Consider the following 23,522-nt stretch of genomic DNA (forward strand, 5'->3'; position numbering starts at 1 on the left):
GGGCCGCGTCAGCCGCGCAGGTACGACAGCGCGAAGAGGATGGCGGCCAGGGCGATCCCGGCGCGGGTGATGTAGGTCCCGAGCTTGGCGGCGACCGGGTCTTGCGGCTGAAGGCTGGCGTGTTTGGTGTCCATGGCGTCGAACTCCCAGAAGAAGGTTGCGATGTCATGCTAGGCCCGAAGTGCGCGCCTGCCTATCGGCCAAACGGCCCAACGGCCGATTGGCCTGGGGCCAATCGTGCAATGCGTCACCATTGCGCAACAAGCTTGCATCTCAACCCGCGCGCATCGATTGCACGCGTTCACTGGACTACCTTCGCCTTCGGCTGCCGTATTCGCCTTGAGAGCGGCCCGGCGTCTCATGCGGCGTCACCGTGCGCATGACCTGCCGCCCTTCGCGCAGCAGCGACACCTGCACCGTGCGCCCGATGCGTGCGGCGTCGAGCAGGCGCAGCAGGTCGTCGGCCCCGCCCACCACCACCCCGTCCAACGCCAGCAGGATGTCGCCCACGCGCAGCCCGGCCTCGTAGGCCGCGCCGCCGGCCAGCACCTCGCCGATGCGCACCGCATTCGGCCCGGCCTGCACCGCCAGCGCCACGCGCCGCGACAGCGGCACCGTCTGCGCCGCGATGCCCAGGTGAGCACGCCGCACGCGCCCGTGGGCAATGAACTCGCCGATGACGAAGCGTGCCGTGTTGCTGGAGACCGCGAAGGCCAGGCCCTGGGCGCCCGCGATCATGGCCGTGTTGATGCCCACCACCAGCCCGGAGGCGGCCACCAGCGCGCCGCCGGAGTTGCCCGGGTTGAGGGCGGCGTCGGTCTGGATCACGTCGTCGATCAGGTGCCCGCTCTGCGAACGCAGGGAGCGGCCGAGCGCGGAGACGATGCCGGCCGTGATGGTCGACTCGAAGCCCAGCGGATTGCCGATGCCCACCACCAGGTGGCCGCGCCGCAGCAGCTTGGAGTCGCCCAGCGTCGCGACCGTCGCTCCGCGCGGCAGCTCGGCGCGCAGCAGCGCGAGGTCTGTCGCGGGGTCGTCGCCCAGCAGTTCGGCGTCGCGCTCGCCGCCCTCGGCCAGGCCGATGCGGGCGCGCCGGGCGCCGCCGACCACGTGGCTGTTGGTCAGCACCAGGCCGTCGCCGGCGATGACCACGCCGGAGCCGAAGCCGCCGCGCCGGCCGGCCGGGGCGCCCTGCACCCGCACCACCGCCGGCCCCACGCGGTCGGCCACCTCGGCCACGGCGCGGGAATAGGCGTCGACCAGGGCGTCCTGCGCCGGTTCGGGTATGTGACCTTCCAGCGGCTCTGGGGATTCGAAGGCGGCTTCCAGCATCTGCTGCAGATGGCGCCTCGGCAGCCGCGCGCAAGAGGGCCGGCACCTGCCCGGTTGGGCAGGTCGACGCGCCGCAGGTACAGGTCTCGCGCGCCCGGCAATAGCGCTTGTCAGGCACGGGGCGTGCACCTTACATTCGGGCGAGGACATGAGGATGGGATATGGATACTGGCGATCGCGCCATTGGCGAAGCTTCCATCCGCGAAGCGCGCAGCAATGGCGAATTCGGGACGCATGGGCGCGGGAACGTCGAAGCGTTCGAGAAGGATCTGAAGTTGTTCGCGGCCGTCACGGCCGACGCGGACGACGAACGGGTCGATCGGGCTGTCCGCGATGTCCTTCGCCTCGTGCGGGAGCATCTCCAGATGGACGTGGCCTTCGTCTCGTGCGTCCAGGATGGCCGCCGCGCCTTTCGCAACGTGGACCCGGCCGACGGCAGGCAGGTGGTCATCGAAGGTGCATCCGACCCTGAAGAAGCCAGCTTTTGCCGGCAGGTCATCGATGACCGGCTCCCGCAGTTGGTGAGGGACGTCAACACCTTGACCAACTTTGCCGAGCTTCCGCGCACCCCGTTCCGGATCGGCGCCCACATGAGCACGCCGATCAGGCTGTGCGACGGAACCGTCTACGGAACGCTCTGCTGCTTCAGCTTCGCTCCGAACCCCGCCCTCGCCGAGCGCGACCTCAAGCGTCTGCAGATGGCCGCCCAGATGACTGCGCGACTGATTGATCAAGCCAGGCGCAACGGCAGGGACGTGAGCCAGGTCGCATGACGAGCAGCCCCGCCCTGCCCGACGCGAACGCCTTCCAGGGAGAAGCTCCTGGCCTGCTGTTCGGCCTGCCGATGCCCATGGCGCGCGCCATGGCCCTGCGCGGCGAGGCCATCGGCCACGACCGGGCCCGCATCCGCATGCACTACCAGGCCGAACAGACCAACAGCCGCGGCGACGTGCATGGCGGCGCCATCGCATCGCTGCTGGACTGCACACTGGCGGCCGCCGTGCGCTCGCACGATCCCGCCGGCTTCGGCGTGGTCACCATCGATCTCACGCTGCACTTCGTCTCGGCCGGCGGCGGCGACCTGGTCGCAACCGCCCATTGCGACCGGCGCGGCCGCTCCATCAGCTTCGCGCGTGGTGAGGTCCACACCGAGGATGGCACGCTGGTGGCGATGGCCACCGGCACCTTCAAGCTCGTGGCGCGGGCCGCCGCGAGCGCGCAGGCGGGATGACTCCCTCCCCTCCCGGGGGAGGGTTGGGGTGGGGGCACCGGCCCTCCGAGATGCACGCAACACTCCCACACCCCCGAGCCCAGCCCGCCCCGCCTGCCGGGCGTGCATCCAAGAACGGCCCTTTTGCTTCCGGTTTCGGCCCTAGCGCGCTCGCAGCCGCAGCCTCAGCCCCACGGGCGACATCGTGAACGCCAGCCGCTCCTGCACGTCTGTGCCCTCGGCGTTCGAGACGTCCGCGATGTCGAAGGCGCGCAGCAGCATGGCGGCCACCATCTTCATCTCCGACAACGCAAGGTAGCGGCCGGGGCAGGTGCGCGGCCCGGCGCCGAAAGGCATGGCGACCCGCTTGGCCGAGCCCGCGGCCCGGCCCGGGCCATCCCCGGCGAGCCAGCGCTCAGGCCGGAAGGCCTGGGGGTCCGCGAAATGCGCGGCATTCACGGCCCCGGGGCGCATCAGGCACATCACCGGCGTGCCGGCGGGCACCGCCACGCCGCCCACCACCGTGTCGCGCACCGCCTCCTGGATGAGGAGCGGAGCGACCGGCTTCAGCCGCATCGTCTCGTGCGCGCAGGCTTCCACGAAATCGAGCTGGCCCAGCTGCTCGTGGCTGGGATGGGCCTCGGTGCCGAGCACGCGGCGCACTTCCTCGGCGGCCCGTTGCGCGGCCTCGGGATGGCGATGCAGCAGCCAGATCATCCACGCCAGCGTGTTGGCCGTCGTGTCCTCGCCGGCCAGCAGCATGGTCAGCATGTTGCCGGAAACGTCCTCGTCGCTCAGGTCGGAGCCGGGCCGGTCGCGCTCGGCGACCATGGCTTCGATGAGGTTGCGGGGGTGCTCGCGCAGTTCAGGCTCGTCGGCGAGCCGTTGCCGCGCGGCGGCAATGAAGCCGTTCACGGCGCCGTGCACCGCGGCCAGGTCCGCTTCCACCGACCGGTCGCGCCGCGTCAGCCAGCGCGGCAGCGGCGACAGCACGCGCTTGGCCAGCGCGGGCAGCAGCTTGTCCAGGTGCTGCTGGATCACCTCCTCATCCGACTCCAGCGTGTTGATGTCCGTGCCGAAGGCCAGGCCCGCGGTCACGTCGACGGTGTAGCGCATCAGGTCGGCCTGCAGGTCGATGGCCTGTCCGGCCTCCACGGCCCGGCGCCAGCGGCCCTCGAAACGCTGCGTGACCTTCACCAGCGTGGAGTGGAAGGCCTTGATGTGGGTCGGGTCCAGGCCGCGCAGCACCATGGGCCGGTGCCGCCTCCATTCGTCGCCGTTGACGGTGAACAGGCCATTGAAGCCGAGCGAGCGGGCCGCCGCGTTGAGCTTGGCGCTGCGCCGGAATCCGTCGGGCCGGTCGCGCAGCACCGCGGCGACCGTCGCCGGGTTGGAGATGACGACGAACTCGCGGGAGGCGATGCGGAAGCGGTAGATCTCGCCGTACTCGCGCGCCCATTGCTCGACCTTCTGGTGCAGGCGCTCGCGCTCGATCTGAAGGGCATTGCCCAGCACGGGCAGGCCGCGCGGCCCCGGCAGGTCGCGAATGCGCCGCACGGGTGCAGCCGCACGCGGTCCATCGGTGGTGATCGCCATGGGGTCCCTTCGCGCGCCGGGGCGCCAAAAGCGCGGAATCTTATCCCGCTGCAAAAAGCCATTCAGAAGCCGAACTGGAAGAACTGGTTGCTCAGCCAGCGCCGCAGCACGTCCACGGGCCGCGGCGCGGGCGCCTGCGGCTTCCGCGCGACCACGCTGCGCTCCATGTGCAGCACCGGCCGGTCGGCCCCTTGCGGGCCGGCGACGAAGCCCATGCGCTGCATGAAGCGGATCGCCCGGCGGTTGGAGGAAGGCACCTCGCAGACAAGCCGGCGCAGGCCGGCATGGCGCGCCGAGTCGAGCAGCAGATCGAGCAAGTGGTCGGCCAGCCCCTGGCCCTGCCAGGTATCGCCCACGACGAGCGCCAGCTCCGCGCAGTCGCCGTCCGCGCTGACGTCGTAGCGCGCCTCCCCGATCACCTCCTCGTCGCGATCCAGCCGGAGCGTGGCCACGAAAGCGACATGGCGAACGCCATCCACGTTGACCAGGTCCACCAGCATCGCCGGCGAGCAGGCCCCCAGGCCGCGGCCGAAGCGCTCGCCGCGCGAGGCGGCCGACAGCCTGGCGACGAAGGCGCCGAAGCGTCTTGCGTCGTCGGAGCGCACGGCGCGGATCTGGGCGGGCGCACCGTTGCGCAGCCGCACGTGCCGGGGCACTCCCACGGCACGACGCGTCGCGGCGATGGCTGCTGCCGGGCTGGTGTTCACGTTGGGCATGGGCTCTTCCGTTGGCTTGTGTGAAAGGAGCGCAAGCATCTCGCGCCGGGCTCCGTTCGGTCCTTAAGTACTACTGAAGCGTTCTGAAGCGCGCTTCAGGCGGCCGCCGGCTTCTCGAATTCAGAACGTTTAAGGGCCGCATTCATGATTCCGCGGCTGCCTTCGGCGACAGTTCGGCACGGGCCCCGCCGGGTCCGACCGACTCTACGAGCCATGGCCCTCAAAGCACCCCGTTATGTCTGCCTGTCCGACCTCCACCTCGGCGCGGCCTACAGCATCCTGACCTACGCCGACGCGCAGGGACGGCCCGACCCCGGCCGTCCCAGTGACACCCAGATCGCCTTCGGCAGCGCCTTGCGCGAATTGCTGTCCACCATGGACGGCCCGCCCCCGACCCTGATCCTGCTGGGCGACGTGCTCGACATGGGCCTGTCGCCGATGGGCGACGTGGCGGCCGCGTTCCGCTGCTTCGTGGAGACGGTGATGCAGGACGGCGGCCGTCCGGTGTTCGCCCCGCGCGTGCTGTACGTGCCCGGCAACCACGACCACCACCTCTGGCGCATCGCGCAGGACCAGCAGTTCCAGGACGCGCTGCAGCAGGGCCGTGTCGAGGACGACCTGATCAAGCACACCGCGCTGTTCGACCCTGCGGGCGAAGAGGCCGAGGCCTCCCGGATCGGCTCGGCGATGCTGACGCGCATCGCCGCCGGCTGCCCCGGCCTGGCCGACGCGCGGGTGGACATCGCCTACCCCAACCTCGGCCTGCTGGATGCGTCGCGCAAGCGCTGCGTGGTGCTGCACCACGGGCACTACATCGACCCGATGTACCGGGTGATGACGATGCTGAATGCGCAGGCCCCGGGCCGCAGCGCCGGACGCAACCCCGCCGCCGTCACGGTCTCCGATCTGGAGGGCCAGAACGGCGCCTGGGTCGACTTCATGTGGTCCGACCTCGGCAGCTCCGGCCTCACCGGGGCCGGCGCCGGCAAGCTCTACGAGGTGATGCGCGATGCCGCCGCATCGCACGACTTCTCGCAACGGCTGGCCGCCTTGCTGGTGGCCAAGCTCGACCAGAACTTCGGCATGAGCGGGAGCACGGACGTGTTCCAGGGCGTCACGGTCAGCCAGCTCGTGCTCGGCGCGCTCGACGCCACGCTGGGCCGGGGCGCCGAGTCGCAGCGCGACGGCTATGCCGAGGTGATGAGCGCCGACGACGTGGCGGACCTGCGCTGGTACCTCTCGGGGCCGGTGAAGCTGCAGCTCGAGCAGGCCGGGCTCCAGCCCTCGGCGCTGGATTTCAGCTTCGTCTTCGGCCACAGCCACAAGCCGTTCGAGGACGAGCTGCCGGTGCCGGGCTACGACCGGCCGGTCGGCATCTTCAACACCGGCGGCTGGGTGATGGATCAACCCACCATGACCAGCACGCAGGGCGCCTCGGCCATGTTCATCGACGATGCGCTGAACATCGCATCGCTGCGCCTGTTCAACGATCCGGTGAACGGGCGCGTGCCCCCCGTGCACGCCCGCGGCATCGGCGGCTTCCGCGATCGCGACAACCCGATGCTGGCGGCGCTGGCCGCCGGTATCGAGCGCAGCGCACCGGCCTGGGAGGCGTTCTCGCGCCACGCGCAACAGGCCACGCAGAGCCGCGCCACGCTGCTGCTCGACGAATTCTTCAGCGCCTCGGTCCAAGCAATGGCGAGTGCACGGACCAGGATCGCGGCAGGGGTGAAGGCATGACGATGAAGCCCATCTCCCGCCCGCTCGGCGAGATCGCCCCGCACTACACGGTGGTCGTGGTCGGTTCCGGCTACGGCGCCGGCGTGGCGGCTTCGCGCCTGGCGCGGGCCGGCCAGACGGTCTGCGTGCTGGAGCGCGGCCGCGAGATCCTGCCCGGCCAGTTCCCGAAGGACATCGCCACCGCCCAGGCCGACATGCAGATCGACGGTGCGCGCGGCAAGCTCGGCGCGGCCGACGGCCTGTACAACCTGCACCTGAACGACGACATGCTGGCGATGGTGGGCTGCGGCCTGGGCGGCACCTCGCTGATCAATGCCAACGTCGCGCTGGAGATCGACCCGCGCCTGTTCGACGCCACGCCCTGGCCGGCCGAGTTCCGCCGCGACCCGAAGCTGCTCGACCCCTACATCGCACGGGCCCGGGAGATGCTCGACCCCTCGCCCTATCCCGAGGATTCGAAAGACTTCCCGCCGCTGAACAAGCTGCTGGCGCTGCAGAAATCGGCCGCGACGATGAAGAAGCCCTTCAAGCGCCCGCCGATCGCGGTGAACTTCGTCGACCAGGTGAACCCCTTCGGCGTGGAGCAGCCGCGCTGCAACCTGTGCGGCGATTGCACCAGCGGCTGCAACGTGGGCGCGAAGAACACCACGCGCATGAACTACCTGCCCGACGCGCATGGCCACGGCGCGCAGATCTTCACCGGCGCGCGGGTCAGCCATGTCGAGCGCGACGGCGCGCGCTGGCGCGTGTTCTTCGACGAGGTCGCCCTGCGGGGCGCCGAAGGCCCGGCCGCGCAGGGGAGCGCCGACCGGCGCAGCGTCACGGCCGACGTGGTGATGCTCGGCGCCGGCGCACTGGGCTCGACCGAGATCCTGCTGCGCTCCAAGTCAAAGGGCCTGCCGCTGTCGGACCGCCTCGGCCAGCGCTTCTCCGGCAACGGCGACGTGCTCGCGCTGGGCTACAACAGCTACTGGCAGTCCGGCACCGACGCGCAGGGCCAGGCGGTCCAGCGCAACATCAACGGCGTGGGCACGGGGCGCAACGAGGTCGCCCCGGCCGATCTGCCGGGGCCGTGTATCACCGGCGTGATCGACATGCGCCAGACGCCCGAGGTGGGCGACGGGCTGGTGATCGAGGAGGGCGTCATCCCCGGCGCCCTGGCCCCGTTGCTGACGCCGGCCCTGTTCTTCGCCGACGCGATGCTGGGCGGTGAGTTCGCCTACGGCGCCTCGCAGGCCAAGCCCCGCCTGCTCGATGCGCAGGCCCTGGGCGAGGCGGTGCAGAGCGATCCCGGCAGCCTGACCCGCCTGGCCTACACCGGCGCGGTGGCCCGCACGCAGACCTACCTGGTGATGAGCGTGGACGAGGCGGCCGGCCGCCTGCACCTCGAGGAAGACCGGCTGCGCATCGATTGGCCGAAGGCCGGCGCCAGCCCCACCATCGCCAAGGACGACGCGTGGCTGCGGGCCGCGAACGACGCCATCCAGGGCCAGTTCATCCCGAACCCGCTGTCCAGCGAATCGCTCGGACGCAAGCTGATCACCGTGCATCCGCTCGGCGGCTGCGGCATGGGCGACAGCGCGGGCGAGGGCGTGGTCAACCACCGGGGCCAGGTGTTCTCCGGCAACGAAGGCGCGGCGGTGTACGAAGGCCTGTACGTCTGCGACGGCGCGGTGCTGCCGGGCGCGGCCGGTGTGAATCCGCTCCTGACCATCAGCGCGCTGGCCGAGCGCACCTGCCAGGCGCTGTGCGACGCCCGGGGCTGGGCGATCGACCTCGGCCTGCAGCCGCGACAGGCCTTGCCGGCGGGCGGCAGCGCATCCGCATCCCCCGCGGCACTTCCCGCCGCGCCGGCTTCGGGCCTGCTGGAGCGGATGGCGCGCGAGATCTCGTCGATCGCGCACGACGCCGAAGCGCTGCTCCAGAACGCGACCGGCCATCTCGAAGCGGGCGCCATCGAGCTGGCGAAGCATGCGATCAAGCTGCTGATCGAGAAGGACCCGGCGCTGCTCAGCCCGAGCTTCCAGTTCACCGAGACCATGCAGGGCTGGATCAGCACCGAGGCGGTGGTCGCGCGCCCCGACGCGGCACGCCGCATCGCCGACGACTACGAAGTCGCGAGCGCCTGGGGCCGCGTGCGCAACCAGGCGATGCGCTTCGAGCTGACCATCCATACCCACGACCTGTACGGGATGGTCTCGGACCCGACCCACGCCGCATCCATCTCCGGCACCGTCACCTGCCCGGCGCTGTGGCACGAGCCGATGCCCGTGCAGAGCGGCGTGTTCCACCTGCTGCCGGCCGACGCACAGCGGGTGGAAAGCTGGACCATGACCTACGAGATGATGCTGCAGCGCGGTGACTCGCGGCTGCGCTTCAAGGGCCACAAGGTGCTGCACCAGCGGCCCGGCTCCTCACCGTGGACCGACACCACCACGCTGTTCGTGCGGGTGCACGACGCGGAAAGTGCCCAGAGCCCGCTGCTCGCGCAGGGCATCCTGACGCTCGACCTCGAAGACCTTCTGCGGCAGGCCTTCTCCATCCGCCTCGAGCCGCCGACGAACCTGCTGGGCGCGCTGGAGCAGCAGGTGCCGGCCGCGCGCGACGCCATCAACGCCGTGTACCTGGCCAAGTTCGGCGGCTTCTTCGGCACGACGCTGTTCCGCGCCTACGGCGGCCTGCTGGCGGACCTGAACAACTTCCCGGCGCTCGACCTGCCCCAGCTGCAGCGGCGCGCATTGCGCGCACCCGTGCCGGCGGCGCACAGCGTGGACGTCGGCGATGGCTTCAAGATCAAGCTGACCCGCTATGCCGGCGGCGCCCGCGGGCCGGTGGTGCTGGCGCCGGGCTTCTCGGTGCGGGCCTCCTCCTTCGCCACCGACACGGTGGAGCAGAACCTGGTGGAAGCGCTCTGCGCGCGCGGGTGGGACGTGTGGCTGTTCGACTACCGGGCCAGCCCCGACTCCGGCAGCCCGATCGCGCCCTTCACCATCGACGACATCGCCCGCATCGACTGGCCGGCCGCAGTGCGCTTCATCCTCGAGGCCACGGGCGCACCGGACCTGCAGGCGATCGCGCATTGCGTCGGCTCGATGAGCCTGCTGATGGCCCTGCTCGACGGCATGACCGGCGTGCGCTCGATCGTCTCCTCGCAGCTGACGCTGCATCCGGTGACCAACTGGCTCAACTACGCCAAGGCCGACCTCGGCCTGGCCCGGCTGCTGGAAGGCTATGCGCCGCTGAAGGACCGCTTCGACTGCGTGCCTGGCACCACCGACCTGGACCGCGAGATCGACACGCTCGCCTGGAAGGTGCCCGTTCCCGACGGCGAGGAATGCAAGAACCCGCTGTGCCGCCGCGTGTTCTCCATCTTCGGCCCCTCGTACACGCATGCGCAGCTGAACAACGCCACCCACACGGCGCTGGCGGAAATGTTCGGCTGCGTGTCGCTGCGCCCCTTCGAGCAGTTGAGCCTGATGATGCAGCGGGCCAAGGCGGTGGACAGCGAGGGGCGCGACGTCTACGTCGTGCCGGAGAAGGCGAAGCGCCTGGCGCTGCCGATCAGCTTCGTGGCGGGCGCCGGCAACGAGCTCTTCTTCCCGGAGACCTGCATCCGCACGCAGCGCTGGCTGTCGGCCTTCAACGACCCAGCCCTCTACACGCGCCACATCTTCGACGGCTACGCCCACATGGACCTGTTCATCGGGCGCGATGCAGCGCGGGACGTCTTCCCCTACCTCATCACGCAGCTCGAGCGTGCGGATCAGAAGCAGCGTTGAGAAGATGGTCGGACACCAGCGCCACGACGGCGTCCTCGTCGAGCCCGGCCCCTTCGAGGCGCCAGGCCTCGACGCTGGCTGCCGGGTGCGCGGCGCCGATGAGCGCCATGGCAGCCTTCATCGTGCGCTCGTCGCTGGGCGAGCGCCGCTCGCCGCGCCGCTGGCGCGCGGCGTCGTCGCAGCCGACCAGCAGCGCGGCCTCGCGCAGCCGGCCCTGGCGCGCCGCCAGCAGCGCCAGCATGCCCGAGAAGTGGCGCAGCCCCAGCGAGCGGCGGCAATGCGGGAGGCTTCGCAGCACCTGGGCCCGGGCCTCCTCGAGCGCGCCCTGGCCGGTCAGCGCGTGCGCGTACCAGTTCAGCGCGAAGGCCATCATCTGCGCATCGGCCAGCGGCGAGCGCTGCAGATGGTCGATGAGCCCGCGGAACTGGGCCACCGCTTCGTCGACGTGCCCCAGTTCCTGGTGCATCGCGGCCAGGTTGTTGAGCACATGAAACAGCGTGCGCGCGTTGCCCTCCGAGCGCACATGCGGCAGCGCCTGGGTAAAGGCCGCCAGCGCCTGTACCGGCTGGTCCTGGTAGCGCCGCACCATGCCCGTGCAGTACAGCAAGGTGCCCTTGAAGGCGCGCAGCCCGGGCCGCTCCACCAGCTTGCGGCATTGCGCCAGCCTGCGCTCGGCGCCGTCGAAATCGCCGCTCACGGCGACCACGTAGGCGCTCGAGCACAGGCTGAGGGCCAGCAGGCCGTCCGGCGGCTGCCGCTCGAAGATCTCGCAGGCCCGGTCGAGCAGCTGCACCCGCCGCTGCACGCTGACGCCGCCATGCAGCCCGACCAGCGCCAGGCCCAGGTTGAACTCGGCCACCACCTGCGCCGGCGTGGATTCGTCGATCAAGGGCTCCGCCATCAGCATCCAGCGCAAGCACTCGGGGTAGCGGCCGGCCTGGTACATCAGCACGGCGGCGACGTTCACCAGGTCGAGCGCCACGGCGGCATCGCCACCGGGGCCGCAGGCCCATTCGATCGCGCTGCGCAGGTTGTCGATCTCGGGGGTACAGGCCAGCACCCACTGGTCCACCGTCTCGGCGACCTGGCGCCCGGCATAGACGCGACGGTCGAGCGCCGCGTGCATGCAGCGCGCATGCCATTGCCGCAGGGTGTCCCATTCGCCGGCCGCCTCGAGCTGCTCGCGGGCATAGGCGCGGGCCGTCTCCAGCAGGCGGTAGCGCGGCACCGGACCGGCATCGACCACGACGATCGACTTGTCGACCAGGTTGCCGAGATGATCCAGCACGGCCCAGATGTCGATGTTCTCGTCGCAGGCCACCTGCTGCGCCAGTTCGAGGCCGAAGCCGCCGACGAACACGCCGAAGCGGCGGAACACCTTCTGCTCGTCCGGGCTCAGCAGCGCATGGCTCCAATCGAGCGTGGTGCGCAGGGTGCGGTGGCGCGTGGGCGCGTCGCGCACGCCGTTCTTCAGCACGTGCAGGCGCTGGGCCAGGTGCTGCCGCACGCCCTGCACGCCCAGCAACGGAACGCGCGCGGCGGCGAGCTCCAGCGCCAGCGGCAGGCCGTCGAGCTCGCGGCAGATGTCCACCACCGCGTCCAGGTTGCCTTCGTCGAGCCGGAAGTTCGGCTGCAGGGCGCCGACGCGGGCCACGAACAGGGCCACGGCGCCGTGCGTCGCCGCATCGGCCAGGACGGCATGGTCCGGCACGGCCAGGGCGCCGAGCCGGACCGGCCGCTCGGACGCCAGCTTCAAGGGCTCCTGGCTGGTGACCAGGACATGGAGTTTCGGCACGGCATCGAGCAGATCGCTCACCAGCGTGGCCACGGGCTCGATCAGGTGCTCACAGTTGTCCAGCACGAGCAGTTCGTGGCCGCGCAGCCGTTCGGCCAGCTCGACGCTCGGGTCGGCCCGGCCGGGCAGGTGGATGCCCAGGGACAGCGCCACCGCGCCGGGCAGTGCGGCCGGGTCCGAGACGGCGGCCAGCTCCACCATCCAGGCGCCGTCCCGGAACTCGTGCGCCACCTGGCGGGCGACGGCGCGCGCCAGGCTGGTCTTGCCGATGCCGCCCGGCCCCAGCAGGCTGAGCAGCCGATGCTGCTGCAGCAGCTCGCGCAGCATCGTCTGCTCGGCATCCCGGCCCAGCAAGGGGGGCAGCAGGGCGGGCAGGTTGCCGGTGTCCGAGCGCAGCGCCCGGGCGGCCGATGCCACGGGAGCGCCCCTGGGGCTCGGTGCAGGTGGGGCAGTACGCGCGGCGGCGGCCGCAGCCGCAGCCGCGGGCAGGGCGTCCAGCGCAGCCGCGAAGCGATAGCCGCGGCCCGGGATCGTGACGATGGCCTTGGGCCCCAGCAGCTTTCGCAGCGCGCTCACGTGCACCTGGAGGTTGTTTTCCTCCACCACCACGTTCGGCCACACCATCTCGAGCAGCTCGTTCTTGGTCAACATTCGCTCGCGGTGCGCGATCAGGGCCGAAAGCACATCGAAGGCCCGGGCCCCCAGAGGGGCGGGCTGGCCTTCTACCAGCAGTTGCCGGGTGGAAGGATGCAATTCGATGTTGTCGAAGCGGTAGATCGAATCATTAGGAAGCACTAGCGACCTCAAGCGGTATGAACACTGGCAAACCCAGGGTTGTAACCGCGTCGGTCGAAAGTAACAACTCCGGTAACAATTTTTGCCGGAGTTCCGTGCCGGGCTGCCCGCGGCGCGGCGCGTGAGTTTAGGCCGCAACGGCGTCGACGTTCGCCCGGTCCCAATGCCGGTGCTTGGCGATCGCCGCGATGAAGTCATGCGCGATCTTCAGGGCGGCGGTGTTGTCGCCCAGGTTGGTGGTCGGCGTCGCGGCCACCACCACGCCGGCCGGGTAGGCCTTGGCGTCGGTGCCGATGCCCAGCGTGGCCAGCAGCTGCACGCCCTCGCCCACGGTGCAGACGGCCTTGCAGTGCTTGTAGGCCTCGAGCACGAAATGCACGGCGTCGCCGTTGTGCGCCAGCGCCTCGGTACCCGGCGCACCGGCCGGCACCAGCACGGCGTCGAACATCACGGAGGGCGTGTTCTGGAAGGTGGCGTCGATCTCCAGCTGCCGCCGGGACGCGCTGGTGATCGTGCCCAGCCGCGGCCCCACCACTTTGCACTGCGCGCCGGCCTGCTCGAGGGCCTCGCGGATCGGCTTGAGCGAGGCCGAGTCGATGCCGTCCATCGCCAGGATCGCGACCTGGCGGGTCTTGATCGAGCCGTCGCCGCTGTCGACCATGCGCAGCGCCGCCGATTCCTCGATCGGCAGCTTCATCCGGTGCTCGCGAAAGCCCGCCCGGCCGGCGGCCGCCTTCGGGTCGGGCGCGCCGATGCCCAGCGGCTCGGCCACGCGGCGCGCCAGCTTCTCGTCGACATGCGCGAGGTTGTCGACCATGCGTTGCCGGATGGTCGGCGCCGCGACCTTCGAGAGCTCGAAGCGAAAGGCCGCGATGATGTGCTCCTTCTCGGCCGCGCTCTGGCTGTTGAAGAACAGCCGCGCCTGGGTGAAGTGGTCGTCGAAGCTGGGGCTGCGGCGGCGCAGCTTGGGCGTCTCGATTTCCTCGGGGAAGGACTGGAAGCCGGCGCTGCCGCCATCGATGCGGAACTCCTTGCCGTCGTTCAGCGAGTGCGGCTCGTAGGCTACGTGGCCGCGCGCGATGGTCTGGCGGTGCATGCCGTCGCGCTGGAAGTTGTGGAAGGGGCACACGCTCTTGTTGATCGGCAGCTCGTGGAAGTTGGGCCCGCCCAGCCGCGAGAGCTGCGTGTCGGTGTACGAGAACAGCCGCCCCTGCAGCAGCGGGTCGTTGCTGAAGTCGATGCCGGGCACCACGTGGCCCGGATGGAAGGCGACCTGCTCGGTCTCGGCAAAGAAGTTGTCGGGGTTGCGATTGAGCACCAGCCGCCCGATGCGCTGCACCGGGACCATCTCCTCGGGAATGAGCTTGGTCGGGTCCAGCAGGTCGAAGGGTAGCGAATGCTCCTTGTCCTGCGGGATCATCTGCACGCCCAGCTCCCATTCGGGGAAGTCGCCGCGCGCGATCGCCTCCCACAGGTCGCGGCGGTGGAAGTCCGGGTCCTTGCCGGCGATCTTCTGCGCTTCGTCCCAGGCCAGGCCGTGGATGCCCAGCTTGGGCTTCCAGTGGAACTTGACGAAATGACTCTCACCGCGCGCGTTGACGAAGCGGAAGCTGTGGACGCCGAAGCCCTCCATCATGCGCAGGCTGCGCGGAATGGCGCGGTCCGACATGATCCACATCAGCATGTGGGTGGTCTCGGGCATCAGCGAGGCGAAGTCCCAGAACGTGTCGTGCGCGCTGGCGGCCTGCGGCATCTCGTGGTGGGGCTCGGGCTTGACGGCGTGGATCAGGTCGGGGAACTTGATCGCGTCCTGGATGAAGAACACCGGGATGTTGTTGCCCACCAGGTCGTAGTTGCCCTCGCGCGTGTAGAACTTGACGGCGAAGCCGCGCACGTCGCGCACCGTGTCGGCCGAGCCGCGCGAGCCGGCCACGGTCGAGAAGCGCACGAAGACCGGTGTCTTGATCGAAGGGTCTTGCAGGAAGTCGGCCGAGGTGAACTGCGACATCGACCTGTAGACCTCGAAGTAGCCGTGGGCCGCCTCGCCGCGCGCATGCACCACGCGCTCGGGGATGCGCTCGTGGTCGAAGTGCGTGATCTTCTCGCGCAGGATGAAGTCTTCCAGCAGCGAGGGCCCGCGCACGCCGGCCCGCAGCGAATTGTGGTTGTCGGGGACCTGGACGCCCTGGTTGGTCGTGATCCGCGGCGCGTTCTCGGCGGTGGAGGCCGCCAGCTGCTCCTGCTTGTCGTTGCTGCCGTTGGCCGGCTTGGGGCGGCGGCTGCCCGCGGACTTGTTCGTTGGCGTCATCGGGAGTTCCTTTGGTGTTCCCGGGGCGCCGCGGCATCAGCCGGCATCGAAGAAGACGTCCAGGGCGTTGACCACGACCGCCAGGGCGACGATGCCGGCCACCGCTGCCACGGTCCAAATGATGACATCGTCGAGCCAGGGCGCATCGAGGAGGCTGAGCAACGAGGAAAGCTCCATGATTCGCTCCGTGTCATTGTGGTTGGCAGGTCGCGTGTCGCGGGTCGGGAGGGCGCGGCCGGCAAAGCGGCCGCGTGCAATGCTTCAGCTTAGGCGGCGCGCGGCAAACCCCCCGTAGTGGCCGCACGCCGACGTCTGTGGGAAGGGCCAGCGGTCGGCGGTAGGACCGCACTGACGGGTTTGATGGGCGGCCTACGTGGGTTCGCGCGCCGGCCCACGCACGGTTCTTGCGTCGCACCTTAGGATTCCTCGTCGCTCGCGCGACGCGCCCACACCACACATTTCCACGCCACACAAGCCATGCTCATCCGAATCGGCTACGACATCGAACTCGGCGTGAGCCCGCCGACCGCCCTGATCTACATGCTGCAGGTACACCCCTCGCGCGCCGGCGACGTCGTGGGTGGCGAGAACATCACGATCAGTCCACCGCTCGCGACCGACTTCTACCGCGATGCCTTCGACAACCAATGCGCACGCGTGCGTGTGCCCGCCGGCGTCACGCGGGTGCGCCTGCGCAACGAGGCGCAGGTCTTCGACACCGGCTGGCCCGATCCGATCGATCTCGGCGCGGTCGAACACACGCCGGCCCAGCTGCCGGTGGAGACATTGCGCTTCCTGCTGCCGAGCCGCTACTGCGAAGTCGACGGCGAGCTGCTGGCCTTCGCCTGGCGCAACTTCGGCCAGGTGCCAAAGGGCTGGTCGTTGGTGCAGGCGATCTGCGACTACGTGCACCAGCACCTGGTCTTCGACTATCCGAGTGCGCGTCCCACGCGCACGGCGCTGGAGGCCTGGCGTGAGCGAAGGGGGGTGTGCCGCGACTTCACGCACCTGGCGATCACGCTGTGCCGCTGCATGAACCTGCCGGCACGCTACGTCACCGGCTACCTCGGCGACATCGGCATCCCGCCGGTGCCCTACCCGATGGATTTCAGCGCCTGGTTCGAGGTCTACCTCGGCGACCGCTGGTGGTCCTTCGATGCGCGCCACAACAAGCCGCGCATCGGCCGCATCATGATCGCGCACGGACGCGACGCGGCGGACGTGCCGATCACCATGGTGTTCGGGGAGCACACGCTGGAGCGCTTCGAGGTGGTGACGGAGGAAGTGGTGGGCTGAGGCTCAGGGCGCATCCGGCGGCTCGTAGCCCAGCCTCTTCATCGCCGCCGCCAGCCCCTTGCGACTTTTCTCCACCGCCGCCCACGGCTTGTTGCCCACGGCCAGCCTTTCGCCGATCGTGCGCACCGTCCATTGCGCGGCGCTCTGCAGCATCGGCAACTCGTCCCATTCGATTGGCACGGAAACGCCCAGGCCCGGCCGCGATCGCACCGACCAGGCGCTCACCGTGGTGGCGCCGAAGCCGTTGCGCAGGTAATCGACGAAGATCTTGCCGACGCGGTTGCGCGGGCCGCTCTTGGCGACGAATCGCTCGGGAATGGTCTCGGCCAGGTGGATCACCATGGCCTGTGCGAAACCCTTGACGGCGTCCCAGCCGTAGTGCCGCCGTATCGGCACCACCACGTGCATGCCCTTGCCGCCGCTGGTCTTGACGAAGGCGGGCAGCGCCAGCTCGTCGAGCAGGGTCCGCACGAGCAGGGTCGCCTCCTGCATCGTCGCCCATTCGACGCCTTCGCCGGGATCGAGGTCCAGCGTGAAGCGGTCGGGCCGGTCGATGGCGCTGGAGGTGGCGTTCCAGGTGTGCAGCTCCAGCACGTTCATCTGCGCGGCGGAGAGCAGCCCCTGCACGCTGTCGATCTGCAGCAGCGGCTCGTGATCGGGGTCGAGCGCCGGGTCCAGCAGCTTCACGCCCTGCATCTCGTTCCGGCTCGCATGCTTCTGGAAGAAGAGCTCGCCGCCCACGCCCTCGGGCGCGCGCACCAGCGCGACGGGGCGGCCCTTCAGGTGGGGCAGCATGAGCTCGCCCACTTGGTCGTAGTAGGCGACCAGCTCGCCCTTGGTGACGCCGCTGGTCTTGTCGATCACGCGCTCGGCGTGGGTGATGTTCAGTGCCTTCATCGCGGGGCTCGCTTGTTGGGCCTGTCGGATCGCTGCCGGGGGCTGCGCCTGCTCGCGCCGGATCTGCGAGGCGGGCTTGTCGCTGCGCAGTCCCTGGAACACGGCCTGGCGCACCCGGCCGTCGCGCGTCCATTCGCCGAAGGCAATCTCCGCCACCAGCTTCGGCTTGACCCAGTGCGCCTTGACGCCCGTGGGCCGCTTCTCGAAGGGGCATTCGTCGCTCGCCAGGCGGTCGAGCTTCGCCTTGATGTCGGCCAGCCGGCCGGTGTCGAAGCCGGTGCCCACGTTGCCGCAGTACTGCAGCCGGCGCTCGTTGTCGTACACGCCCAGGAGCAGCGAGCCGAAGCCGGTGCGCGAGCCTTTCGGGGCCGTATAGCCGCCGATCGCGAATTCCTGGCGCCGCTGGTTCTTGAGCTTGATCCAGTCGGGCGAGCGACGCGACACATAGGCCGAGCCCTTGCGCTTGCCGATGATGCCCTCGAAGCCCAGCTGCACCGTGGAGGCCAGCAGCTCGCGCGGCGTGGCATCGAATGCCTCGGACAGCCGCAGGCCGGCCGGCGGCTTGTTGCCCAGCAGCTGCACGAGCCGCGCCCGGCGCTCTTCCACCGGCAGCGCGCGCAGGTCCTCGCCGTCCAGGAAGGGCGCGTCGAAGAGCCAGTACACGATGTCGGCCGTGGCGTGGCGGTCGAAGGCGTTCTGCAGCGCCTGGAAGTCGGGCGCGCCGTTCTTGCCGGCCACCACGATCTCGCCGTCGAGCCAGGCCGAGCGCGTGGGCAGCTTCGCCAGCGCTTTTGCCAGCGTCGGCAGCTTCGACGTCCAGTCGTTGCCGTTGCGCGTGATGCATCGGACTTCGTCGCCTTCGATGCGGGCCAGCACGCGGTAGCCGTCGAACTTGAGCTCGTAAAGCCAGTCATCAGGCACCGGGGGCGGCGACGAGGCCAGGGTCGCGAGCTCCGGCTCGAGGCGCTCGGGCAAGGCGGCCCGGCGGGGCTTCGGCGCGGCGCCCTTGCGGGGCGCGGGCCGCTTGGCGGGCTCGGCCTTGCGGCCGTAGGTCACGTCCGGCGGGTGGTCGACGTCGCGGCCGGTCAGCACGCTGTCGGGCTCGGCCTCGACGACGTCGTAGTCCGCGAGCGGCCGCGCCTCCGCGTCCTGCTCCTTGATCAGCAGCCAGGGCTCCTGCTTCTCACCCTTGCCGCGCATGCGCACCAGCGTCCAGTGGCCGCGCAGCTTGTCGCCGTGCAGCTCGAACTTGAGCTTGCCCTCGGCCAGGCCACGGCGCGCATCGCCCTCGGCCTCCCATTCGCCGCGGTCCCAGACGATCACGGTGCCGGCGCCGTACTGCCGGGGCGGGATGGTGCCTTCGAAGTCGGCGTAGGAGACCGGGTGGTCCTCCACATGCACCGCCATGCGCTTGACCGACGGATCGAGGCAGGGCCCCTTTGGGACGGCCCAGCTTTTAAGGGTGCCATCGAGCTCGAGGCGGAAGTCGTAGTGCAGTTGGCGGGCGTGGTGCTTCTGAATCACGAAGGCATGGGCGCCGCGGCTGGCGCGGCCGACCTGGTGCGGCTCCGGCGTCTTCTTGAAATCGCGCTTGCCGCGGTAGGGGGCCAGCGCTTCGCTTGCACGGGGCCTGCTTGCCACGGCCGTGCCTCAAGCTGCCTTGCGGCGCGCTGCCGCCTTCCGGGCCGGGGCGCGCTTGCGGGCCGCGCGCTTGGCGGCCGGCTTGCGCGCCTTGGCGGGCGTTTCCTCGTCGCCCTCTTCGTCAGCACTCGCCGCCTTGCCGCCCTTGCGCAGGCTGCGCTGCAGCAGCTCGGTGAGGTCCAGGATCTTCGCGCTCGGGCGGCCTTCCTGCTCTTCCACCGGGCCGAGCTTGGCCACGGCTTCGGTCTTGCCGGCCTCGATCTTGCGGTCGACCAGGCGCAGGATCTCGTCCTTGAAGGAGTCCTTGAAGGCCTCGGGGTCCCAGTCCGAGCTCATGTCCTCGACCAGCTCGGTGGCCATCTTGATCTCGCGCTCCGCGAGGCCCGCCTTCTTCGCGTTCTCGGCGGGCAGCGGCAGGTCCTTCCAGGGGCGGATGTCGGCGCCCCAGCGCAGCAGGTTCAGCACCAGCCCCGGGCCGACGGGCACCAGGGCCGCGAGGTGCTGCTTGGTCTGGATCACGACCCGCGCCACGCCGATGCGGCCGGTGCGCTCCAGGGTCTCGCGCAGCAGCGCGTAGACCTTGCCGCCGCGGTTGATGGGCGCCAGGTAGTAGGGCCGCTCCAGGTAGACGAAGGGAATGCTGTTGGACGGGACGAAGGTCTCGATCTCGATGGTCTGCGTGGTGCGCGGATAGGCGTCGGTGATCTCCTTGTCGCTCAGCACCACGTACTGGCCGTCCTCGACCTCGACGCCCTTGACGATCTGCTCGCGCGCGATCTCCCGGCCCGTCTTCTTGTTGACGCGCTTGTAGCCCACCGGGTCCATGCTGCGCTTGTCGAGCCAGTCGAAGTCGATGCTGTGGTCGACGGTGGCCGCGTAAAGCGCCACCGGGATATGGACGAGGCCGAAGCTGATGGCGCCCTTCCACAGGACGCGCGGCGCGGGGGTCTTGGATGCGGGCATGGGCAATCTCCAGGGCAATCCACCCTAGGACGGCCCTCCCGGCACGCATGTAGGAAGGCGGCGGAGCCCCGCGTCAGGGGCGCGCGCCGTCGGCCCGAGGCACCAGCCGGCCGTCGGGGCCGCGCTCGCAGGTGCCGGCGAGCATGTCGCTGCGCCGCCCCGGCATCTCGAAGCGCGCGCCTTGGGGCTTGCCGGCGCAGAGCTCGAAGGCCTCGGGCGGCGGACCGCGGTACGCCACCGGCGGCATCGCCTCGCCGGGCCGGGGCCGCATCGCTTGGGGCGGCGGCGGCGCATGGGGCGGTGGCGGCGGCGGCAGCATGATGCAGCCGCTCAGGCCGGCTGCCAGCGCGAGGGTGGCCAGGGCAGGGATCGTTTTCATGAGGGGTCCTCCGAATCAAATCGGCCCAGTGTGTGGGCCGACTTGGGAGAAAGCTGGGAGGCGCGCGCCGCTCAGTCGAGCGGGGTTTCGAAGGCGAAGCCCACGCCGTAGACGGAACGAATCCAGTCGTGCGAAGGCTCGGCCGCGGACAGCTTGCGCCGCAGATTCTTGATGTGGCTGTCCACCGCGCGTTCGGAGACGTCGGCATCGTCGTCGTAGGCCAGCTCCAGCAGCCGGGCGCGCGAGAAGATGCGGCCCGGGTGCCGCGACATCGCCTGCAGCAGCCGGAACTCGCGCCGCGTCAGGTTCAGCGGGACGCCGCCGAGCGTCGCGCGCCAGTGCGCCTCGTCCAGCACCACCGGGCCCTCTGCCGCGCCGGCGGCCGCGACGAGGCCCTCCGCGCGCCGCAGCACGGCGCGCACGCGGGCCACCACCTCGCGCGGCGAGAAGGGCTTGCACACATAGTCGTCGGCGCCCAGCTCCAGGCCCAGCAGGCGGTCGACCTCCTCGATCCGCGCGGTGAGCATGATGATCGGGTGGTGGGTGTGTACGCGAGCCTGCCGCAGCACGCTCAGGCCGTCCAGCCCGGGCAGCATGATGTCGAGCAGGCTCAGGTCGGGCGGCGCCTCCAGCATGCGCGCCAGCGCCGTGCGGCCGTCGGCCACGTGCTCGGTCTCGTGGCCGGCGTGGCGCAGGTAGTCCTGCAGCACCGAGGCGATGTCGGCCTCGTCCTCGACAATCAGGATGCGGCTCATAGGGCAACCTCCAGGGGAAGCCAGAACGTGATCCGCAGGCCGCCCAGCGGCGAGGCCGAGGCATCGATCTCGCCGCCGTGCGCCTCGACCATGGTCCGGCAGATCGACAGGCCCAGGCCCGAGCCGCCGAGCGCGCGGCTGCGCGAGCCCTCGGCGCGGAACAGGCGCTCGAAGACCAGCGGCAGCTCGTCGGGCGCAACGCCCGGGGCGCTGTCGTCGAAGCGCAGCACCAAGCGCTGCGCGCCGGCGCTGCCTTCGACCGTGGCGCCGATGCGCAGCATGCCGTCCTCGTCGGTGTAGGCAAGCGTGTTGTCGAGCAGGTTCATGAACACCTGGTGCAGGCGCTGGGCGTCGCCTTCGACCATCGGCTGCGATTGGGCGGCCAGCGCATCGACCGACGCGACCTCCACCGCGATGCGGCGCTGCACGAAGCGATCCCGCGTTGCGGCCAGGGCCTCCTTCAGCAGCGCGAGCGGGAACACAGGCGCGCGGGTGATCGATTCGGTCGGCGGCTCGCGCATGCTGCTGCGCAGGTCGTCGACCAGCTGGTTGAGCCGCATGACCTGGCGATGCAGCCGCAGCGCAGTGCGGTCGTCGAAGCTGCGCACGCCGTCCTGCAACGCCTCGATCTCCGCGCGCATGGCCGCCAGCGGGGTGCGCAGCTCGTGCGCCACGTCGGCCAGCCAGGCGCGGCGCGAGGCCTCGACCGTGTCCAGGCGCTCGGCCATGTCGTTGAAGGTGCGGCCGAGCAGGGCCAGCTCGTCCGAGCCCTGCACCTGCACGCGGGTGCCGAGCTTTCCGCGCGCCACGTCCTGCGCCCCTTGCGTGAGCGCATCGATGGGGCTGAGCCAGCGCCGCGCCAGCAGCCACGAGAGCAACAGGGCCAGGGCCAGGCCCACCACGCCGGTCAGCGCGATGAAGCCCGACTGGCGGGCGACGAAGGCACGATCGGCCTCGCTGTCGAGGCCCTCCATCGGCGCCAGAACCAGCTGGCCGATCTGGATATTCCCGCGCTTGATCGGCAGATGGGCGGCCGAGGCCGGGTCGACGGTGGCGCCGACGACGCGCTTGCCGTGGGCGTCGATCACGCCCAGCCGCCGGAACATCGAGTTGGCCACCTCCCGCAGGCCGCCCGGGAACATCCAGGGTGGCGGAGGCTGAAAGTTGCGCCGGGGCAGCAGTTCCACCATCGGGGGTGGGTCGGCGCCGTCGCCGGGCGGCGGCTCGGGGCGAGGCCCTCGGGCATACCAGGGCGGCAGGCGCGCGTCCTCCGCGTCCTGTCCGTCGGTGCGGGGCAGGCCGGCATCGCCCATCTGCAGCCGGCGCCAGGTCTCCTCGCTGTTGCGCAGCTTGTCCCAGTTGCCGTTGCCCGCGTAGTGCTCCTGCAGCAGCTTCGCCAGCCACTCCATGCGCCGGATCTCGATCTCCGCCAGATAGGGGCCGAGGCCGCGCTGCAGCGCGAAGATCGAGAAGCCGGCCCAGATCAGCAGCAGCGCGACCAGGAGCGCGGTCAGGGCGAAGAAGATTTTTCGGGTGAGCGTCAGGCGTGGCATGGGAGGGGCGGTCGGCGCAAGGCCGGATTCTGCGACACGCACCTGCGCGCCCCGGCGAGCGGCGATGCCAGGTTCGAGATGAAGCGCGGAGGAAGACAGAGCGGACGGCCGGGTGCTCGCGACGGACGGCAGCGGCTCAGCGCTGCTCGGCGCCCTGGCGCAGGTGCGCGCGCCGCTCGCGCAAGAGATCGACCAGCGTCCACGCATGTGCCACCAGGACGAGGGCCACGCTGGCCACCAGCAGCCCCTGCTCGAAGCCGTCGCGCGCGCCGCGGTCTGCCTCCGGCTCGCCGAAGAACAGCACGCCGAGCACGGCCGGCGGAAGCGCCAGCACGGCGGCGATGGCGCCGACGCTGCCGAGGCGAGCCCTGCGCGGGCGCGGCGCCGCGTTCGCGCGCGGCGCGGGGTCGACGGGTAGGCCCATGGGATCGAATAGAGTCCTCATGCCCTGGATGATCGCGAGCGAATTGGTAGAAATGATGGAGCCGGCGGGCGCTCACATTTCCTCCGAAGTTGCGGCCGACCATCGCGGCCATGAATGAGCGATCCCGCATCGCGCCCGGCCTCGCGGCCGTGGCGCTGGCCGCCGTGCTGGGCACGGCCATCCCCGCCGCCTGGGCCATCGAGCCTTTCAAGGTGCGCGACATCCGGGTCGAAGGCCTGCAGCGCGTCGAGCCGGGCACCATCTTCGCCTCGCTGCCCCTTCGCGTGGGCGACACCTACAACGACGAGCGCGGCTCCGCTGCCATCCGCGCCCTGTTCGACCT

19 protein-coding genes are annotated in these 23,522 nt (G+C 70.5%); 6 read left to right on the plus strand and 13 right to left on the minus strand.

The features are described 5' to 3' along the window. Positions 1–8: 8 nt before the first annotated feature. Positions 9–134: a hypothetical protein gene (locus AC3A6X_RS22665; protein WP_258187060.1), complete on the minus strand. Its 126-nt coding sequence runs from the start codon at positions 132–134 to the stop codon at positions 9–11. Positions 135–309: 175 nt separating this feature from the next. Then, entirely contained in the window at positions 310–1,332 is a 1,023-nt protein-coding gene (locus tag AC3A6X_RS22670; RefSeq protein ID WP_487844318.1) for a S1C family serine protease, read from the minus strand. Between the two features lie 161 nt (positions 1,333–1,493). On the opposite strand from AC3A6X_RS22670, the gene AC3A6X_RS22675 reads away from it, so the two are divergent. Next, entirely contained in the window at positions 1,494–2,105 is a 612-nt protein-coding gene (locus tag AC3A6X_RS22675; protein WP_487844319.1) for a GAF domain-containing protein, read from the plus strand. Continuing rightward, positions 2,102–2,563, plus strand: coding sequence for a PaaI family thioesterase (locus tag AC3A6X_RS22680; RefSeq protein WP_487844320.1), 462 nt, complete (start codon positions 2,102–2,104; stop codon positions 2,561–2,563). The genes AC3A6X_RS22675 and AC3A6X_RS22680 overlap by 4 nt, the downstream gene beginning before the upstream one ends. 141 nt (positions 2,564–2,704) lie before the next feature. Here AC3A6X_RS22680 and AC3A6X_RS22685 read toward each other — a convergent pair whose 3' ends face one another. After that, entirely contained in the window at positions 2,705–4,138 is a 1,434-nt protein-coding gene (locus tag AC3A6X_RS22685; protein ID WP_487844321.1) for a cytochrome P450, read from the minus strand. A gap of 62 nt (positions 4,139–4,200) precedes the next feature. Beyond that, positions 4,201–4,854: an N-acetyltransferase family protein gene (locus AC3A6X_RS22690; protein ID WP_487844322.1), complete on the minus strand. Its 654-nt coding sequence runs from the start codon at positions 4,852–4,854 to the stop codon at positions 4,201–4,203. A 213-nt stretch (positions 4,855–5,067) separates the two neighbouring features. Between AC3A6X_RS22690 and AC3A6X_RS22695 the strand changes: the two genes are divergently transcribed. Together AC3A6X_RS22695 and AC3A6X_RS22700 are read left to right on the plus strand one after the other, a co-directional pair. Then, entirely contained in the window at positions 5,068–6,594 is a 1,527-nt protein-coding gene (locus AC3A6X_RS22695) for a metallophosphoesterase family protein (protein ID WP_487844323.1), read from the plus strand. A gap of 2 nt (positions 6,595–6,596) precedes the next feature. Continuing rightward, the gene (locus AC3A6X_RS22700; RefSeq protein ID WP_487844324.1) at positions 6,597–10,373 is read left to right on the plus strand and encodes an alpha/beta fold hydrolase; all 3,777 of its coding nucleotides are present in this window, start codon (positions 6,597–6,599) and stop codon (positions 10,371–10,373) included. On the opposite strand, the gene AC3A6X_RS22705 is transcribed toward AC3A6X_RS22700, so the two are convergent. The 3 genes from AC3A6X_RS22705 to AC3A6X_RS22715 all read right to left on the minus strand — a co-directional run bounded on the left by AC3A6X_RS22705 (position 10,336) and on the right by AC3A6X_RS22715 (position 15,448). Next, complete coding sequence (locus AC3A6X_RS22705) at positions 10,336–12,963, minus strand: ATP-binding protein (protein WP_487844325.1); 2,628 nt, start codon at positions 12,961–12,963, stop codon at positions 10,336–10,338. The genes AC3A6X_RS22700 and AC3A6X_RS22705 overlap by 38 nt on opposite strands. Before the next feature lie 127 nt (positions 12,964–13,090). Further along, positions 13,091–15,271 (minus strand): catalase, encoded by a 2,181-nt coding sequence (locus AC3A6X_RS22710; protein ID WP_487844326.1) that lies wholly within the window; start codon positions 15,269–15,271, stop codon positions 13,091–13,093. Positions 15,272–15,307: 36 nt separating this feature from the next. Continuing rightward, complete coding sequence (locus AC3A6X_RS22715; protein WP_487844327.1) at positions 15,308–15,448, minus strand: hypothetical protein; 141 nt, start codon at positions 15,446–15,448, stop codon at positions 15,308–15,310. A gap of 300 nt (positions 15,449–15,748) precedes the next feature. Between AC3A6X_RS22715 and AC3A6X_RS22720 the strand changes: the two genes are divergently transcribed. After that, positions 15,749–16,567, plus strand: coding sequence for a transglutaminase-like domain-containing protein (locus AC3A6X_RS22720; protein WP_487844328.1), 819 nt, complete (start codon positions 15,749–15,751; stop codon positions 16,565–16,567). Between the two features lie 3 nt (positions 16,568–16,570). Here AC3A6X_RS22720 and ligD read toward each other — a convergent pair whose 3' ends face one another. The 6 genes from ligD to AC3A6X_RS22750 all read right to left on the minus strand — a co-directional run bounded on the left by ligD (position 16,571) and on the right by AC3A6X_RS22750 (position 23,179). After that, on the minus strand, positions 16,571–19,105 hold the full coding sequence (gene ligD / locus AC3A6X_RS22725) for a DNA ligase D (protein ID WP_487844329.1): 2,535 nt from the start codon (positions 19,103–19,105) through the stop codon (positions 16,571–16,573). Positions 19,106–19,114: 9 nt separating this feature from the next. Beyond that, positions 19,115–20,068 carry a non-homologous end joining protein Ku gene (gene ku / locus AC3A6X_RS22730; RefSeq protein ID WP_487844330.1) on the minus strand — a complete coding sequence of 318 codons (954 nt, stop codon included), beginning with the start codon at positions 20,066–20,068 and terminating at the stop codon, positions 19,115–19,117. 73 nt (positions 20,069–20,141) lie between these two features. Then, positions 20,142–20,447, minus strand: a complete 306-nt coding sequence (locus AC3A6X_RS22735) for a hypothetical protein (RefSeq protein ID WP_487844331.1) — start codon at positions 20,445–20,447, stop codon at positions 20,142–20,144. Between the two features lie 71 nt (positions 20,448–20,518). Beyond that, entirely contained in the window at positions 20,519–21,202 is a 684-nt protein-coding gene (locus AC3A6X_RS22740) for a response regulator (RefSeq protein ID WP_487844332.1), read from the minus strand. Next, positions 21,199–22,755, minus strand: coding sequence for an ATP-binding protein (locus tag AC3A6X_RS22745; RefSeq protein WP_487844333.1), 1,557 nt, complete (start codon positions 22,753–22,755; stop codon positions 21,199–21,201). The genes AC3A6X_RS22740 and AC3A6X_RS22745 overlap by 4 nt, the downstream gene beginning before the upstream one ends. A gap of 136 nt (positions 22,756–22,891) precedes the next feature. Then, positions 22,892–23,179, minus strand: a complete 288-nt coding sequence (locus tag AC3A6X_RS22750) for a hypothetical protein (RefSeq protein WP_487844334.1) — start codon at positions 23,177–23,179, stop codon at positions 22,892–22,894. A 110-nt stretch (positions 23,180–23,289) separates the two neighbouring features. Between AC3A6X_RS22750 and AC3A6X_RS22755 the strand changes: the two genes are divergently transcribed. After that, positions 23,290–23,522 (plus strand): hypothetical protein (locus tag AC3A6X_RS22755; protein ID WP_487844335.1); only part of this gene is annotated, 233 nt, incomplete at its 3' end.

The organism is Variovorax sp. Soil_C_12, from assembly GCF_057657375.1.